The organism is Agromyces marinus, from assembly GCF_021442325.1.
Taxonomy (GTDB): domain Bacteria; phylum Actinomycetota; class Actinomycetes; order Actinomycetales; family Microbacteriaceae; genus Agromyces; species Agromyces marinus.
In genome coordinates, this window is sequence record NZ_CP087879.1 from 2,662,687 (window position 1) to 2,676,619 (window position 13,933).

12 protein-coding genes are annotated in these 13,933 nt (G+C 71.4%); 3 read left to right on the forward strand and 9 right to left on the reverse strand.

Annotated features, from left to right (window positions below; translation table 11 throughout):
* Positions 1-6: 6 nt before the first annotated feature.
* The 6 genes from DSM26151_RS12445 to DSM26151_RS12470 all read right to left on the reverse strand — a co-directional run bounded on the left by DSM26151_RS12445 (position 7) and on the right by DSM26151_RS12470 (position 7,090).
* Positions 7-1,446, reverse strand: coding sequence for a sulfatase family protein (locus tag DSM26151_RS12445; RefSeq protein ID WP_234659839.1), 1,440 nt, complete (start codon positions 1,444-1,446; stop codon positions 7-9).
* On the reverse strand, positions 1,446-3,017 hold the full coding sequence (locus DSM26151_RS12450; RefSeq protein WP_234659840.1) for a sulfatase-like hydrolase/transferase: 1,572 nt from the start codon (positions 3,015-3,017) through the stop codon (positions 1,446-1,448). The genes DSM26151_RS12445 and DSM26151_RS12450 overlap by 1 nt, the downstream gene beginning before the upstream one ends.
* Before the next feature lie 7 nt (positions 3,018-3,024).
* Complete coding sequence (locus DSM26151_RS12455; protein ID WP_234659841.1) at positions 3,025-4,047, reverse strand: aliphatic sulfonate ABC transporter substrate-binding protein; 1,023 nt, start codon at positions 4,045-4,047, stop codon at positions 3,025-3,027.
* A gap of 67 nt (positions 4,048-4,114) precedes the next feature.
* Positions 4,115-4,933, reverse strand: a complete 819-nt coding sequence (locus DSM26151_RS12460) for an ABC transporter ATP-binding protein (protein WP_234659842.1) — start codon at positions 4,931-4,933, stop codon at positions 4,115-4,117.
* Positions 4,930-5,817 (reverse strand): ABC transporter permease, encoded by an 888-nt coding sequence (locus DSM26151_RS12465; RefSeq protein WP_234659843.1) that lies wholly within the window; start codon positions 5,815-5,817, stop codon positions 4,930-4,932. The genes DSM26151_RS12460 and DSM26151_RS12465 overlap by 4 nt, the downstream gene beginning before the upstream one ends.
* A gap of 37 nt (positions 5,818-5,854) precedes the next feature.
* Entirely contained in the window at positions 5,855-7,090 is a 1,236-nt protein-coding gene (locus DSM26151_RS12470; protein ID WP_234659844.1) for an ROK family transcriptional regulator, read from the reverse strand.
* A 225-nt stretch (positions 7,091-7,315) separates the two neighbouring features.
* On the opposite strand from DSM26151_RS12470, the gene DSM26151_RS12475 reads away from it, so the two are divergent.
* Positions 7,316-8,644, forward strand: a complete 1,329-nt coding sequence (locus tag DSM26151_RS12475; protein WP_234659845.1) for a family 43 glycosylhydrolase — start codon at positions 7,316-7,318, stop codon at positions 8,642-8,644.
* A 24-nt stretch (positions 8,645-8,668) separates the two neighbouring features.
* Here the strand turns inward: DSM26151_RS12475 and DSM26151_RS12480 are convergent, their stop codons facing one another.
* Positions 8,669-9,580 (reverse strand): saccharopine dehydrogenase family protein, encoded by a 912-nt coding sequence (locus DSM26151_RS12480; protein WP_234659846.1) that lies wholly within the window; start codon positions 9,578-9,580, stop codon positions 8,669-8,671.
* A 145-nt stretch (positions 9,581-9,725) separates the two neighbouring features.
* On the opposite strand from DSM26151_RS12480, the gene DSM26151_RS12485 reads away from it, so the two are divergent.
* The gene (locus tag DSM26151_RS12485) at positions 9,726-10,322 is read left to right on the forward strand and encodes a TetR/AcrR family transcriptional regulator (protein WP_234659847.1); all 597 of its coding nucleotides are present in this window, start codon (positions 9,726-9,728) and stop codon (positions 10,320-10,322) included.
* 27 nt (positions 10,323-10,349) lie between these two features.
* Here DSM26151_RS12485 and DSM26151_RS12490 read toward each other — a convergent pair whose 3' ends face one another.
* A complete protein-coding gene (locus tag DSM26151_RS12490) occupies positions 10,350-11,573 on the reverse strand; it encodes a DUF2207 domain-containing protein (protein ID WP_234659848.1) in 1,224 nt (407 codons plus the stop codon).
* A 146-nt stretch (positions 11,574-11,719) separates the two neighbouring features.
* Positions 11,720-13,090: an NAD(P)/FAD-dependent oxidoreductase gene (locus DSM26151_RS12495; RefSeq protein WP_234659849.1), complete on the reverse strand. Its 1,371-nt coding sequence runs from the start codon at positions 13,088-13,090 to the stop codon at positions 11,720-11,722.
* A 154-nt stretch (positions 13,091-13,244) separates the two neighbouring features.
* Here DSM26151_RS12495 and DSM26151_RS12500 point away from each other — a divergent pair, with 154 nt between their 5' ends.
* A complete protein-coding gene (locus tag DSM26151_RS12500) occupies positions 13,245-13,838 on the forward strand; it encodes a TetR/AcrR family transcriptional regulator (RefSeq protein WP_234659850.1) in 594 nt (197 codons plus the stop codon).
* The last annotated feature ends 95 nt before the right edge of the window (positions 13,839-13,933 follow it).

Consider the following 13,933-nt stretch of genomic DNA (forward strand, 5'->3'; position numbering starts at 1 on the left):
GACCTGTCACCCCACGGGCAGGCCGGCCGGCCGCGGCTGGCTCGGGTGCGGCACATCGCCGAGGCGCGCCTGCTCGAGCCACATGGCCCGCTCGAGTCCTTCGCGCACCTCACGGTAGTCCGGATCGTGCGCGACGTTCCGCAGTTCCTCCCGGTCGAGCTCGAGGTCGTAGAGCTCCCACTCCGGCGGGTACGTGAACGGACCCGTCCCCGGCAACCCGAGGCCGTCGTTGCAGTAGTAGATGAGCTTGTACCGATGAGTTCGGTAGCCGTAGTGGGCGGGCGCCCGGTGGAACACGTCGTCGTGCTCCCAGTACCGGTAGTACATCCCCTCCGCGGGCGGTTCGGCGGGCGACCCGACGAGATCGGGCCAGAAGCTGCGACCCTGCATGCGCGGGTGCGGCGCGACGCCGGCGGCATCCAGGATCGTCTGCGCGAAGTCGACGTTCGTGACGATGCCCTCGAAGCTGCGCCCGCCGTCGAGCGCACGCGGATAGCTCAGCACGAGCGGCATCCGCAGCGATTCCTCGTACATGAAGCGCTTGTCGAACCATCCGTGCTCGCCGAGGAAGAACCCCTGGTCGGAGGCGTACATGAGCAGGGTGTCGTCGAACTCGCCGCGCTCGCGCAGCCGGTCGACGACCCGGCCCACGTTGTCGTCGACGGATGCCACGCAGGCGAGGTAGTCCTCCATGAAGCGCTGGTACTTCCAGAGCGCCAGCTCCTCGTAGCCCAGCCCCGCGGGCGGAGCGAGCTTGAGGTCCTCCTCGTTCAGGTTCTCGGCCAGGCGCATGAGCGCACGCCTGGCCGACGACGAACGCGTGTCGTAGTCGTCCCAGAACGTCGAGGGCACCGGGACCGTGCTGCGGAACCGCTCGAGGTCCTCCGGCTTCGGCTCCCACGGGCGATGGGGGGCCTTGTGGAAGATCAGCAGGCACCACGGCTCGTCCCCCTCGAGCGAATCGAGCCAGTCGAACGCGAGGTCGGTGATGCGATCGGTCGCGTACCCCTCGACGATGCGCTCGCCCTCGGCCGAGAGGAACAGCGGGTCCCAGTACTCCCCCTGGCCGTCGTGGCCGATGAGGATGTCCCAGTAGTCGAACCCCTCGGGCGTCGACCCCTCGTGCTCGCCCATGTGCCACTTGCCGACCATGGCCGTGCGGTAGCCCGCCGCCTTCAACTGCGACGCGAACGTCGGCTGGTTCGCGTCGATCGGCGTGACGAGCGTCGAGACCCCGTTGACGTGGCTGTAGGTGCCCGTGAGGATCGACGCGCGGCTCGGCGAGCAGAGCGCGTTCGTCGCGAAGCAGTTGTCGAAGCGCCATCCGTTCTCGGCGATCTCGTCGATCCGCGGCGTCGCGTTGAGCACCGACCCGTACGCGCCGATGGCCTGCGATCCGTGGTCGTCGGTGAGGACCATGACGACGTTCGGACGGCGGGCGGTCATCAGGCCGAGCGCCGTTCGGGGTCGAGCACGGGCACCGGGGCGACGGCTGCGACGGTCGCCGCGGCATCCGCTCGTTCGCCGGCCTGGTAGGTCGTCTCGTCGAGGCCGCTCTGCGTCGGGTCATAGTCGACCTCGCCGACGTCGTACATCGTGGTCATCCAGTGGTAGAAGTTGTCCCCGCGGTCGCGCAGCAGCCCGTAGAGCCGCCGCATCATGCGGTTCCGGATGTCGCGCTGCTCCGGATGCTCGTAGACGTTCAGCAGTTCATCGGGGTCGACGTGCAGGTCGTAGAGCTCGTTCACCGAGTCCGGGTTCACGACGAGCTTGTGCCGGTCGGCGCGGAGCATCCGCTGCGGGTACGGGAAGTGGTGCCCGTGGAACTCGCAGACGATGTCGTCGGCCCACTCCGGCTGCTCGCCCGCGGCCAGCGGCACGAGGCTCCGCGAGTCGACCGCCGGCGACGGGTCGATGCCGGCGAGCTCGAGGATCGTCGCCGTGCAGTCGAGCAGGCTCACGAACTCGGTGCGCACCTGGCCGGCCGGGCCGCCGGGGATCCGCAGCAGGCCGGGCGTGCGGTAGATGTCCTCGTACATCGCCGGCCCCTTGTCGTGCAGTCGGTGCGCGCCGGTGAACTCGCCGTGGTCGCACGTGAAGAAGACCGCCGTGTCGTCGACCAGGCCGAGCCGCTGCATGGCGTCCATGACGCGCCCGATCTGCTGGTCGATGAGGGCCACGTAGCCCCAGTAGACCGCGATGAGCTTGCGTGTCACCTCGATCGGCATGGTGTCGAAGGTCCAGTGCGCGCTGTAGTTGCGCTGCACGGGAGGTTTGCCCTCGAACGTCTCGGCGATCGACTTCGGCAGCTCGATGTCGGCCGGATCGAACATGTCGAAGTACTCGTTCGGCACGATGTACGGCAGGTGCGGCCCGAAGAAGTTCAGCTCGAGGAAGAACGGGGTGCCGTCGCGGTCGGCATCGGCGGCGTACCGCTCGAGCAGTTCGATCGTGCGGGTTGCGAGGTAGTACTCGAAGGTCGCCTCCACCGGCTGGTGGAGCCGGGCAGCCAGCAGGTTGCCCGGCCCACCGTTCGGCAGGGTGCCGCGGATGCGGTCGCTGATCGCGTAGGGCGGCAGGTCGTGCTCCGCCAGGTAGCCGAGGTAGTCCTCGTTCTCCACGGGGTTGTGCCAACCGGGAAGATCGGGGCCGTCGAAGCCGAAGTCGGCGGCGTTCTTCTCGGTGCCGGCGTGCCACTTGCCGACGAGTCCCGTGTTGTAGCCCTTCTCGCGCAGCGCTTCCACGAAGGTGAAGCTGCCTTCGGCGAGGTCCTCCAGGTAGCCCACGTTGCGCTCGTGGTTGGCGAGCACGCGGTGGCGGAAGGGGGCCTGGCCGGTCAGCAGGCTCGCACGAGCCGGCGTGCAGATCGCGGTCGGCGTGTACCAGCGGTCGAATCGCGTGCCCGTGCGGGCCAGCTCGTCGAGCACCGGCGTCGCCGCGATCGCGTTGCCGTACGCCCCGAGCGTGTCGGCCCGGTGCTGGTCGGTCATGAGGAAGAGGATGTTGCTCGGCTTCATGGCTGGATTACTCGCCTGCCTGGAGGAAGAGGTCGCCGGTGTAGAACGACGACGGCTCCGAGACCTCGGGCAGCTTGCCCGCGGCGACGAAGTAGTCCTGCATGCCGTCGAGCCACGAGTCGACGGTGCCGTCCTCGGTGAGGGTGTCGAGCTCGTCGAGCGAGAGCACCTTGTTGTTCGCGGCGTCCGCGGCGACGGCTTCGGCGTCGAGCGCGTTGTACGCCGCGGTCAGCGCGACGGCCTCGTCGGGGTTCTCGTAGCGGAACGTGATCGCGTCGCGCAGTGCCTTCAGCACGCGGTCGACCTTCTCGGGCTCGTTCTCGACGACGTCGTTGCCGGCCACGAACGCGGTCGGGAAGGCGACGGTGTCCTCGAAGTCGGAGTTCTGCGCGATCTCGACGAGGTCGGGCACCTGCTCCTTCACGGTCGCGAGCGCGGGATACCAGAAGCCGGCACCCTCGACCTGGCCGGATGCCAGCGCGGAGACGATCGCGGAGGGCTCCATGGGCACGAGCTCGACGTCGTCCTTGGTCATGCCCGCGTCCTCGAGGGCGAGGGTCAGGATCATGTCGCCGGAGGTGCCCTCGGGGACCGCGACGGTCTTGCCGCGCAGGTCCTCCATGGAGTCGTTGCCCGGTTGGCCGACGACCCGGTCGGACTGGCCGAGGGTGTTCATCGCGATGATCTTCGCCTCGCCGCTCGCCGGCAGCCAGAACGCGCCCGGCCCGATGTAGCCGAAGTCGAGGTCGCCCGTGCCGAGCGCCTGGATCTGCAGGGGTCCGTTGGTGAAGGACGGGGTCTCGACGTCGAGCCCGTACTTCTCCCAGTAGCCCTGGTCGTCCGCGATGGCGAGCAGGCTCGTGCCGTTGAAGTCGGGGATGTACCCGAAGTTCACCCCGATGACGTCGTCGTACTCGCTCTGCGCGGCGGCCGAGTCGCTCGATTCGCCGTCGGAGGCGCATCCGGTCGCGAGGAGGGCGACGGCGGCGCCGACGGCGGCCGTGCCGAGGAGCTTCCTGGAAATTCGCATGGCTGTGCTTCCCTTCAGTGGGTGTGGGGGTGATTCAGGTGCTGGATGGGTGGGGGCAGGCGCCGCGTCAGTGCGACGTGGCCCCGGCGGCGATGCCGGGTTCCTGGTGGTACACCGCGTGCCAGACGCGGTTGCGCAGCTCCCCGAACTCGGGGCTCAGGCGCACGTCCTCCGTGCGGGGGTACGGGAGGTCCACGTCGATGACGTCGTGGATCCGGCCGGGCCGGGCGGCCATGACGACCACCCGGTTGGCGAGGAACACGGCCTCGTCGACGTCGTGCGTGATGAACATGACCGTTCGCTTCTCGCGGCTCCACGTGTCGAGCAGCTGCTCCTGCAGCTTCACGCGCGTCAGGGCGTCGAGGGCGCCGAACGGTTCGTCCATCAGCAGGATCGAGGGGTTCACGGCGTAGGCGCGGGCGATCGCGCACCGCTGCTTCATGCCGCCGGAGAGCATCTTGGGCAGGGCGTCGGCGAACTGCTGGAGTCCGACCATCTCGATGAAGTGCTCGGCGCGTTCGCGGCGCTCCGACCTCGGCACGCCGTTGATCTTCAGGCCGAACTCGACGTTCCTGCGGACCGAGAGCCACGGGAACAGGGCGTACTGCTGGAAGATGACGCCGCGCTCCGGACCGGGGCCCGAGACGGAGCGGCCATCGACGAGCGCCTCGCCCGAGATGGGCGTCTCGAGCCCGGCGAGCACGTTCATGAGCGTGGACTTGCCGCAGCCCGAGGGCCCGACGACGGTGACGAACTCGTTGTCGGCGATGTCGATCGAGACGCGGTCGAGGGCGACGAACTCCTCGCCCTTGAGCGGGAAGGTCTTCGTGACCTCGCGGACGGAGATCTTGGCGGCGGTGGTCGTCGCGGGGTTCGTGGTGGTCATCGACGTTCCTGCCATCCGGTCAGCTTGGTTTCGGCGAAGAGGAGCAGGCGGTCCATGACGAGGCCGAGGATGCCGATCAGGACGATGCCCACGAAGATGGTCGCCAGGTCGTAGTAGATCTGCGCCTCCTGCATCCGTCGCCCGAGGCCCGCCTGTGCGGCGAGCAGCTCCGCGGCGACGAGCGTGGCCCACGCGGAGCCGAGGCCGACGCGCATGCCGACGAGGATGAACGGCGTCGACGCCGGGACGACGACGCGGGCGAAGATCGTGCCGTCCTTCGCACCCAGCACGCGGGCGGCGTTGATCAGCGTCTTGTCGACGCTCACGACGCCCTGGTACGTCGAGATGACGCACGCGAGGAAGGCGGCGAGGAAGATGACCACGATCTTCGGGATCTCGCCGATGCCGAGCAGCACGAGCACGAGCGGAAGCAGCGCGAGGGGCGGGATGGTGCGGAAGAACTGGATCCACGGTTCGAACAGGCCCCGGGCGACGGTGTACCAGCCCATGAGGAAGCCGACCGGGATGGCGGCGGCCGAACCGAGCAGGAAGCCCGCGAGGACGCGGCCGAGGCTCGCGAGGATGTCCTCCTGGAGGATGCCCGCGTTCCAGAGTTGGACCGCCTTCTCCACGACCTCGGGCGGCGTCGGCAGCTGGAAGCCGTTCAGCGCGAGCAGCCACCAGATCGCGATGCCACCGACGATCGAGACGGCGTTCAGGATCAGGAGCTTGGTGCGCGTGCCGATCCGGCGGCGCGCGTTCCGCGCCGGCTTCTGCGGATGGGGGCCATCCGCAGGGAGGTTCTCGTGGACGGCCGTCGAGGTCATCGTGAAGGGCTGGATGTCAGCGCGCGAGGGCGCGTTCGCCATGCGGACCTCGGTCATGGCCGTCCCCCGGTTCGGAGGCGGGCGGGTTGGGCGTTCACAGTGCGCTCCTTTGCTGCTGTGGTGCGTGCTCGACGGACGACGTGGGGTCGGGGTAGCCGGCGAGGAGAGGGGACTGGTGGAAGATCGCCGCGATCGCACCGAGCGCGCCGTCGCTGTCGCGGAGCTGGGCCGCGCGCACGATGTGCGGCTGGTCCGAGGGGATCGAGTAGAGCTCGTAGCGGAGGGTCGCCGCGGCCTGTTCGACGAGCACGGGCGCCACGTGGACGATCTCGCCGCCGATGACCACCTCGCGAGGGTTCAGGGTCATCGCCGCCGCGCCCAGGACGCGGCCCACGGCGGCGCCGACCGTGCGGAGCACCGCATCGACCACGGGGTCGCCCTTCCGGACGGCCGTCGCGATATCGTCGAGCGTCTCGATGTCCGCGCCCGCTTCCCGGCAGGCGCGGAGCACTGCCGACACCGACGCGATCGTCTCCAGGCACCCCCGCTTCCCGCAGCGGCACGGCGCGCCCGTCGGATCCGCCGTGACGTGGCCGAGTTCGCCGGCGAAGCCACGGGATCCGGCGACGAGGCGGCCATTGACGACGAGCCCGCCCCCGACGCCGTCCGACAGGCGGAGGTAGATGAGGTTCTCGACCGCGTCGGGGCGCTGGATCGCCTCGGCGAGCGCGGCGAGTCGGGTGTTGTTGTCGACGACGACGGGCGCGCCGAACCGCTCGGAGAATGCGGTGTCGACGCCTTCGGGCGAGAGCTGCTTCTTCCAGCTGACGGCGGGGAACCCCTGGCGCGCGCTCGTGTACGGGCCGGGCACGCCGATCCCGACCGACTGCAGCGCGCCGAAGTGCACACCGGTGTCGCGGCTGAGTCGATCGATGAGCTCGAACGCCCTGGTGAGCCGGTCCGTCCACGGGGTGTCGTCGGCGTACCGTTCGAGGCCCTGCGCGATGACCTCGTGCGATGCGTCGGCGACGACGACGTGAACGCGGCGGTGGCCGAAGTCGACCCCGAGGAACTGGCCCGAGGCCGGGTCCAGGGCGAGCCGCTCGGCCGGACGCCCCGACCCCGCGCGGGTCGCGGCATCCGTGTCGGCGACGATGATCGCCCCCCGCCGCAGGAGGTTCGCGGTGATCTCGGAGAGGGTCGTGCGGCTGAGACCGACGCGCTTGGCGAGCTCACCGCGGCTCAGTGCGCCGTGGGCGCGGAGTGCGGCGAGCACACGCTCCTCATGGGTCCTCCTCACGAGGGCGTGTACTCCGGTCGTCGATGACATGCCAGCAAGAATCTCAACCCGGAATTATTCCGTCAATGACTCGACAGAAAAACTTCCCGGATGCGTCAGACCGTCGTCAGAACCGGGCGAGGGATCCGGAACCGATCATTCCGTCGGTGTCTTGACGGAGGAATCCGCTCTCCGTAGCGTCCGTCGGCATGGGTCGACCAGACCCGTCGGCTCGTCGATCCGGCGAACCGGCATCCCGATGAAGGAGCTTCGACGATGAACAGATCCGAAACCGGGGCAGGCCTCGGCCGGCGGGCATTCCTGGCCGGGGTCGGCGGCGCCGTCGCCGCGGCGGCCCTGCCCGCCGCCGCGCACGCCTCGCCCGTCGAGCGCGCGGCAGCTGCGGCCTTCCCTCCGAATTGGCCCGACCCGCAGCCCTACGGCCTCGCCGATACGCGAGAGGACCTCTGGCCACGCGACGACAACTCGTTCATCCTCCCGCTCGAGCGCCGGCCGCGTGACCCGGAGGGTCGTCACGTCTGGATGCGGGATACCTACGTCAATCACTTCGTCGTCGACGGGCGCCCCCTCTACGTCGCGACCGGGACCACTCGTGTACCCGAACTGGATCGGGCCGCCCCGTGGAACGACGGCATCTTCATCTGGACGTCGCCGTCGCTGCGTGGGCCGTGGCGACTGGTCGACACGACCGGGATCCGTCCGGACGCCGAGCGCGGCAAGGTCTGGTCGCCGGAGTTCGTCGACGAGAACACGGCCGGACGAACCGTCGTCGCGCCGTGGCAGGAGTACTGGTACGACCAGAGGTTCGGCAAGCGCGGGCAGGTCTGGGCGCCCGAGGTGCACTACTTCCGCGACACGTGGTACATCGTCGCCTGCATGGGCGACCACTCGCAGAAGGTCGGCTCGTTCATGCTCGTGAGCGAAGGCGGCATCGAGGGCCCCTACCGCGTGGTCGAGGGCAACCTCGAGAAGCCGTTCGGCGACCCGTTCGTCGGCGGACCGGCCTTCATCGCACCCGGCGCCTATCACCACATCGACGGGAGCATGTACACCGAGGGCGACGCCGCCTGGCTCGTGCTGCACAACGACGAGTTCGCGCGGTTCCGAGACGACATGGAGGACATCGTTCCGACGACGGGCCTCCCGACGTTCCGACAGACGCCGTACTCCCCCGAGCCATACCTCGAGGGCGCGTACGTCTACAGGTACGGCGGCAAGTACTTCCTCCTGCACGCGGCCTGGGATCGCACGTCCGTCGCTTCCGACGGCAGCGTGCGCTACGCGTACGACCCGCCCGCGCCGGGACGGACGCAGTATCAGTACGACGCCGTCGTCGCGGTCTCGGACACGTTCGAGGGCCCGTACTCGCCGCGCTGGACCTCGGGTGTCGGCGCCGGGCACAACAACTGCTTCACGGATCACGGCGGCAAGCCCTGGGCGACGTTCTTCCGGAATCCCAACGCAGGGTACTGGTCGGATCCGTCGCGCCTCGACGAGTCCGCCGTTCCCGGCGTGGTGCGGATGGAGTGGACCGGGCCCGAGGGCGAGCGGCTCTACGTGCAGCGCCGGCCGGGGCGCGCCTGAGTCGCGCCCCACGCCGCGGTCGGCTCAGGCCCCCACCGCGGTCCGCGCCTCCTCGGGGGTCGCGAGCCCGGCCATCGAGGTGACCGTGCCGGGCGGGGCGTCGGCGATCCGCGTCGCGGCGAGCGCGGCGAGGCGGCCCGTCGCGAGCGACTGGCCGTCGCCCGATGCAGTGGCGGATGCCGCGGTGCGCCGGTTCACGGCCGTGACGCGCCAACGGCTCGATCCGGTGGGAGGCGCGTGCCGGACGATCCCGGCGCCCGCGCGGCCGAGGCGCGCTGCGAGGGCGAGGGCGGCCGTGGAGGCTCGGCCCGTGACGGCGAAGTAGCTGCGGATCCGGATGCCGCGGTCGCCGCCGATCAGGACGTGGTCCGGGAAGTCCGCGCGCAGGTAGGTGCGCCTGCCGCCGTCCGGTTCGGCGAAGCTCCGGCGTTCGCGCAGGTTCGGGACGCGTGCGCCCTCGACGGGCGCGTGCACGTCGGTTCCGAGCAGGCCGATGGTCCAGTCGACGGCGGCGGCGCCGTGCTCCTCGCCGGATCCGAGGAGCACGGCGACGTCGATCTCGTCGCCCGCCCGGCGCTCGAGCCCGTCGACGAGGATCGTGCTGAGGCCCGGAGCGAGACCCGCGCCGAGGACGATCCGGGAGCGCGCGTCGGCTGCGGCCCGCAGCTGCTCGAGGTATGCGCCGGACGGGGAGATGTCGACGAACGCGGTCGGGCCGACGGCGTCGGCGAATCGCGGGTCCTCGATGCCCGTGGCGTTCACGACGACCTCGTGAGCCGCCGCGGCGCGGGCGAGGTCGCCCCAGCCCGTGTCGGTGGCGAGGTCGATGCGCGCATCCGGGTCGTTCGATGCGCGGGATGCCTCGGTGACCTGGATTCCGGCGGAGCGGAAGGCGTCGGCCGTCGACCGCCCCACGGCGCCGCGGGCCCCGAGCACGAGCGCCCTCATCGTGCGGCCCGCGTCGTGGTGCTGGCGTGCGGCGTGGTGTCCATCGGCGATCTCCAAACGTTCGGTTGGCTCGAGCGTGCCACCGACCGCCGGGAATTGCAAACGAGTGTTTGGGAATTGGTATCCTCGGATCATGGCCTGGGACACCGACGCGACCAAGCGCAAGCTCCTCGAGGCCGGGGCCCGGCAGTTCGCCGCCCACGGCCTCGCGGGCGCGCGCATGGACGCGATCGGCCGTGACGCGGGCGTGAACAAGGAGCGCGTCTACCGGTACTTCGGCGACAAGGCGCGGTTCTTCGACGAGGTCCTCGCGGTCGAGCTCGGCGACCTCGTCGACGGACTCGTGCTGCGCACCACCGGCCCGAGCGGCGTCGGCGAGGTGGCCGGTGCGCTCTACGACCGGTATCGCGCGCGACCCGAACTCCCGCGCCTGCTGGCGTGGGAGAGCCTCGAACTGCCCGCCCCGGTCGGCCTCGAGCGGCGCTGCGACCTGTGCGCCGGCATCACCGAGCAGATCCGCGCGACGCTCGGCATCGACCGGGCCGCCGCAGAAGACCTCGTGATCGCCACGATCTCGCTCGCCACGGCGGCGTGGACCCTCTCGCACGTCGCAGCGACGGTGCGCTCGAGCCCCGCCGAATCGCACGAGGCACGCCGCGCGGCCATCGTCGCCGAGGTCACCACGCTCGCGACGGCGGCAGCGACCGCTCGTCCGGCCGGCGCGGCCTGACCCGGGCGCGAGCGCAGCGGCATCCGCTCAGGGTCCGCCGCCGCCGCCCCCGTCACCACCGCCGCCGCCGTCGAAGCCGCCTCCGAACCCGCCGTCCAGGCCCCCGCCCCCGCCGTCGAACCCCCCGCCGAATCCGCCGTCGAGGCCCCCGTCGCCGGCGTACCATCCGCCCGTCACGCCGCGATGGTCGAAGTAGCCCTGTTCGCCCATGACCTTGTACTCGTCGAGCAGCGGCACGCCGAACCGGCCCGCGGCGTCGCCCGCGCCGATGGTGATCGGCTGCGCGAGCGCGACCGCGGCGACCGCGAGGCAGGTCGCGACGCGGTCCGCGGCCCACCCGTCGGCCGTCGCGTACCACCGCTGCGGATCGGCGCGCGAACCGAGCGCGACCAGGCTGCGGCGGATCAGGTCGGGCTGGTCGAAGAGCACCGCCCACGGCAGCGCCTCGGCTGCGACCCGCGGGTCGCGGACATCCGCTCCGGCGAGTTCGTCGCGCCACAGGGCCGCGCGACGTCGGAGCTCGAGCCCCGCCGCATTGAGCGGGATCCACCGGGGCAGGAACGCGCGCACGGCGAGCGCGAGGAGCCCGATGACGATCGCGATCCACGCGATCGAGTCGGCGCCGGTGTCGCCGAAGATCGCGCCGACCAGGCCCCCGACGACCGCGACGGTCCCACCGACCGTGGCCGCGCGGAACCGCCTGGACGGGCGCGGCTCGCGGTAGGCCGCGGCCGCTTCGAGGAACCGGCGATGCGTCGCCGCGAGGAGCGAGCCGTTGCGCGCCACGACGCGGTCCGCGGCGATGCTCGCGCCGTGCGCGACGACCTCGGTGCCGCCCGTGAGCCCGGGGCTGAACACCGAGATGAGCAGGTCGGCGGTCTCGTCGGTCTCGTCGCGCGCGTGGGCCGCGGGCACGTCCGCGGCGTACACGAGCCGGATGTCGCGCGGCGATCCGTCGCCGGAGCCGTTCCTGCGGTCCTCGATCGTGATCGCCCCGGCGAGCGCGAGCTCCATGATCGTCGCCGCCAGCCACCGGTTCGAGGCGCGCCCCGACACGAACCCGACCGCGAGCAGCCCCGCGGTGCGGGGATCGGTCAGCGACGGCACGGGGTCGCCCGCCGGCCGCTGGAGCCAGGCGACGATGAGCGAGCCGACCGAGGACGCCGCGACGAGCGATGCCGCGAGGGCGACGAGGGGAAGGAAGGCGACCGCGAGTCCGCTTCCACCAGATGAAGCAGCAGCGAGTTCCATGCGTGCATCCCGCCTCGGCGCGACAGGGCGTGCCCCTGGACCGCACGATACTCCCCGCCGCCCGTCTGCGGCAGACCCCAGTGCGCGCGTTCCGGTGCGCGGCGCGGCGCGGCGCGGTGCGCGCCGGCGGTGGCGGATGCCGCGGCTCAGCGCCCGGCGACGAGGTCCGCGATGCGCGCGACGGGCGAGGTCGTCGCCCGCCCCCGCAGTTCGGCGCGGTCGGCGGCGTGGTACGCGGTGTAGATGGCCTGCACGGCGAGCCAGCGGAGGGGCTCGACCTCCCAACGCTTCGCGCGGTGGTTCACCCACGGCAGGCGCGTGAGGTCGGTGTCGCGGCCGAGCACGAGGTCGCGCAGGGTGCGCCCGGCGAGGTTGGTCGCGGTGACGCCCGTTCCGACGTAGCCGCCCGCCCAGCCGAGACCTGTCGCGCGGTCGTGCCCGACGGTCGCGGCCCAGTCGCGCGGCACGCCGAGCACGCCCGCCCAGGCGTGTTCGATCGCGGCATCCGCCGCCACCGGGAAGAACCGACGCAGCAGCGCGGCCAGGCTCTCGATGGTGCGGTCCTGGGTCGCCCCGTCGACGTCGACGCGCGAGCCGTAGCGGTAGGGCACGCCGCGCCCGCCGAACGCGATGCGGTCGTCGGCGGTGCGCTGGGCGTACATGTAGACGTGCGCGAAGTCGCCGAGGGTCTCGCGGCCGGTCCAGCCGATCTGGTCCCAGACGGATGCCGCGAGCGGCTCGGTCACGATCATCGACGAGTTCATGGGCAGCCACGTGCGGTGCTCGCCGGCCAGGTTCGGCGTGAAGCCCTCGGTCGCGCGGAGCACGTGCGCCGCGCGCACGGTGCCGTGCTCGGTGCGCGCCTCGCCGGGCACGATCTCGGTGACCCGCGTGCCCTCGTAGACGGCGACGCCGAGTCGCTCGACGGTCGCCGCGAGCCCGAGGGCGAGCTTCGCGGGGTGCAGCCTGGCGCAGTGCGGATGCCACAGGCCGCCGAGCACGCCGGCGACGTCGATGCGGGCCGCGGTCTCGCGGCCGTCGAGTTCGACGGTGTCGGTCGCGGGCCACTCGCGTTCGGCGGCGGCTGCGGCGCGCAGGCGCGCGAGCTGGGCGGGCGCGGTCGCGATCTCGAGTTCGCCGCCCTTGTGGATGCCGGCGTCGATGCCCTCGGCGTCCGCGACGCGGATGACCTCGTCGACGGTCTCGTTGAGCGCGCGCTGCTGGGCGATCGCGGCGTCGCGCCCGTGGCTCTTCGCATACTGTTCGCGGCCGCCCGTGACCGAGTTGGTGAGCCATCCGCCGTTGCGCCCGGAGGCGCCGAACCCGGCGAAGCGCTGCTCGAGCACGGCGATGCGCAGGTCGGGCTGGTCGCGCTTGAGGTAGTACGCCGCCCAGAGGCCGGTGTAGCCGCCGCCGACGATCGCGACGTCGACGTCGAGGTCGCCCGCGAGCGACGGCCGCTCGGCGGGCACGCCGACCTGCTGCATCCAGAACGAGACCCCGCCGTTGGCGACCATTCGCACTCCTTTGTGAAACACTGTTGTACAACGCCGTTGCGAACCTAGTCCGCGTGGTCGCGGAAGTCAACGAGCGGATGCCGCGGCACCCGTCGCACGTCATCCGCCGTCCGACGCCGGCCGCGAGGCATCCGCTGCGCTCGAAGGAGAGACCATGCCCGTCGAAGTCGACAGCGCCGAACGCCTCGCCGACATCGCTCGCGCGACCGTCGCCGTCGCCCGCGAACGCGGCACGAACGCCGTGACCCTGCGCGCGGTCGCCGAACGCCTCGGCCGCTCGACGGCCTACATCACCCACTTCGTGCCCTCGCGCGCCGAACTCATGGCCACCGCGCTCGAGCATGCCCGCGCGCAGTGGGACGCCGAGCGGCGCAGCGAACTCGGCGACCTCGCCGGCGTCGAGCGCCTCGCGGCGCTCACCCGCTGGATGTGCACCTCGTCACCCGACGAGACCGTGTTCCGCAGCCTCTGGATCGAGGTCATCGCCGACGTCCGGGCCGGGCACCAGCGCGCGTACGACGTGCTGCGCGAGGTGACGGATGCCACCTACGGCATGTTCCTCGACGGAGCCCGTGCCGCCGACCGCGAGGAGGCCGAGCGCATCGCCGACCTCCTCTACCTGACCTGCCGCGGCTACGAGGTCAAGTCCGTCGAGGACCCCGACGGATGGCCCGACGAGCGCGTGCAGCACGCGCTCGAACTCCTGCTCGACACCCTCGTCTTCGCCCGCGCGTCGCCCCGCGCGTGAACGGCGCGACCGCGCTATGCCCGGTGGCGGGTGGGACCAGCCGTGGTCTGCTTGGCGCTGCCGCTCGGACCGCCTGAAACCCGGTTCCCCGCTCT

Coding starts and splice junctions, on each gene's coding strand:
- DSM26151_RS12445 (WP_234659839.1), bottom strand. CDS start 1,446: ATGACCGCCCGCCGTCCGAACGTCGTCATGGTCCTCACCGACGACCAC.
- DSM26151_RS12450 (WP_234659840.1), bottom strand. CDS start 3,017: ATGAAGCCGAGCAACATCCTCTTCCTCATGACCGACCAGCACCGGGCC.
- DSM26151_RS12455 (WP_234659841.1), bottom strand. CDS start 4,047: ATGCGAATTTCCAGGAAGCTCCTCGGCACGGCCGCCGTCGGCGCCGCC.
- DSM26151_RS12460 (WP_234659842.1), bottom strand. CDS start 4,933: ATGACCACCACGAACCCCGCGACGACCACCGCCGCCAAGATCTCCGTC.
- DSM26151_RS12465 (WP_234659843.1), bottom strand. CDS start 5,817: ATGACCGAGGTCCGCATGGCGAACGCGCCCTCGCGCGCTGACATCCAG.
- DSM26151_RS12470 (WP_234659844.1), bottom strand. CDS start 7,090: ATGTCATCGACGACCGGAGTACACGCCCTCGTGAGGAGGACCCATGAG.
- DSM26151_RS12475 (WP_234659845.1), top strand. CDS start 7,316: ATGAACAGATCCGAAACCGGGGCAGGCCTCGGCCGGCGGGCATTCCTG.
- DSM26151_RS12485 (WP_234659847.1), top strand. CDS start 9,726: ATGGCCTGGGACACCGACGCGACCAAGCGCAAGCTCCTCGAGGCCGGG.
- DSM26151_RS12490 (WP_234659848.1), bottom strand. CDS start 11,573: ATGGAACTCGCTGCTGCTTCATCTGGTGGAAGCGGACTCGCGGTCGCC.
- DSM26151_RS12495 (WP_234659849.1), bottom strand. CDS start 13,090: ATGGTCGCCAACGGCGGGGTCTCGTTCTGGATGCAGCAGGTCGGCGTG.
- DSM26151_RS12500 (WP_234659850.1), top strand. CDS start 13,245: ATGCCCGTCGAAGTCGACAGCGCCGAACGCCTCGCCGACATCGCTCGC.